Origin of the sequence: Paenibacillus sp. EKM211P (assembly GCF_011066175.1) — a bacterium.
Taxonomy (GTDB): domain Bacteria; phylum Bacillota; class Bacilli; order Paenibacillales; family Paenibacillaceae; genus Paenibacillus; species Paenibacillus polymyxa.
The window spans coordinates 1-1,872 of the sequence record NZ_JAAMNS010000041.1; the positions used below are offsets into that span (position 1 = coordinate 1).

Consider the following 1,872-nt stretch of genomic DNA (forward strand, 5'->3'; position numbering starts at 1 on the left):
TCGAAGAAGTTATCCTGTACGCCAACCCGTTCGATTCCAAGTACATCTTCCCAAATCTGTGCGAGCTTCATCTCGGTATCGTTGGCAGGGGCCTCATATTCGCCCCCCCTGACGTGAGTGACGTCCATATTCAACAACAAAACACGGTCAATCTTCCCGTTATTGGTTAGCGGAATTTTCTCGATTTCCACCATCACATCCGGTACCAAATAATCAGGCAATTCCTTACGAATCCCTGAACGGATCATTTCCATTGAAGCTTCGCCATCTTTAACGATATAAGCGCATAAATACTTATTTCCCAATCTATCCTCACGATTTAGAACGACGGTGTCTCTAACCTCTGGCTGATTCTTAAATACACTTTCGATCTCTCCAAGTTCAATTCGGTATCCTCGAATTTTGACTTGTTGGTCCATTCTGCCGATAAATTCAATATGTCCATCCGGCAACCACCTCGCTAAGTCACCCGTCCGATACATAATTTCCCCAGGCACAAATGGATTGGGTACAAATCGTTCTGTGGTCAATGCCGGCTGATTCTGATACCCTCTTGCAAGACCCTCCCCGGTAATGCATAGTTCCCCCGGTATGCCTATTGGCTGCAACTGACCGTAAGTATTGAGAATAAATGCACGGTAATTTCTCATCGGCTTTCCAATCGGAATAGTCCGGCCAAAGTCGATCTCGCCAGATCGATACACGAGTGCGTTAATCGTTGTTTCAGTAGGCCCGTACATGTTATAAATTTGATCTGCCTCTACCCACTGCCTAAGCTTCTGATATAAGGATGACGATAATGCTTCTCCGCCTAATACAATTCGAATATTTTGAACATCCGTATCCATGTGTTCCAGCATGGTTTCCATCTGGGCAGGGACCATGTCCATAAAATCTATGTGATTCTTCTTCACATACGCATACAATTTGCCATAATTAGATTCATGCTCTTCTAGCATCAAATGCAAAGTCGCTCCGCTGCACAATGCGGTAAATACATGCTGCACGGAAACATCGAAAACCGTTTTACTGTACAGCATATGATTCTGCATCGTTCCGTAACCATAGTCCGTGATCAGTGCAATAATCTGGTTACTTAAACTTCTGTGTTCGATCATGACCCCTTTGGGCTTGCCTGTGCTGCCGGACGTGTAAATAATATAAGCCAAATGATGCGAAGCATGGACTCTCTCTACATTCCCAACAAGTTCGTGGTTCGCTGTTATCCGATGTTCTTCCTTGTCCATATCCCATATCATGCCGTCAAAGTCCATTCCGTCTATGTAGGCAGAACGGGATATTATATGACTGCACGCGCTGTCATCCAACATGTACTCCAACCGTTCCTTAGGATAATGAATATCCAGAGGCAAGTAAGCAGCGCCTGCTTTTAAGATAGCTAAGATGGACACGATCTGTTCAAGAGAACGCTCCATTAGCAGACCCACAATATTTTCCGGGCCTAACCCACGATCTCTTAGCTTTCTGGCAAGCCGATTAGCCTGTGTATTCAAAGCCATATAACTCAGCTTATGATTTCCATACACTACTGCGACATGATGCGAGGCGGTTTCAACCTGCTTCTCAAACAGATCCATCACCGTTAAATCTCTATCGTATGTTACTGACGTATCGTTAAACCCTAGCAGTTGCTGCCGCTCTTCGTCCCCAACCAGTTCGATCTCTTTAATAGATTTATCCTTATAAGGGGAGAGAAGTTCAAGAATTCTGATATAATGCTTAATGATCCGTTCAATGGTCACACGTGAGTACAACCGTTTTTTAAATTCCATTTCACATGCAAGACGGCCCTCGACTTCTTCCACACTTATCGTCATATCGAATTGAGCTTTTCCGCTATCAAGTCCCCGT

General features: G+C 44.4%; 1 protein-coding gene. It reads right to left on the bottom strand.

The window, feature by feature from the left end; all coding sequences use genetic code 11:
* Positions 1-1,872 (bottom strand): non-ribosomal peptide synthetase (locus G9G57_RS25225; protein ID WP_164965678.1); only part of this gene is annotated, 1,872 nt, incomplete at both ends.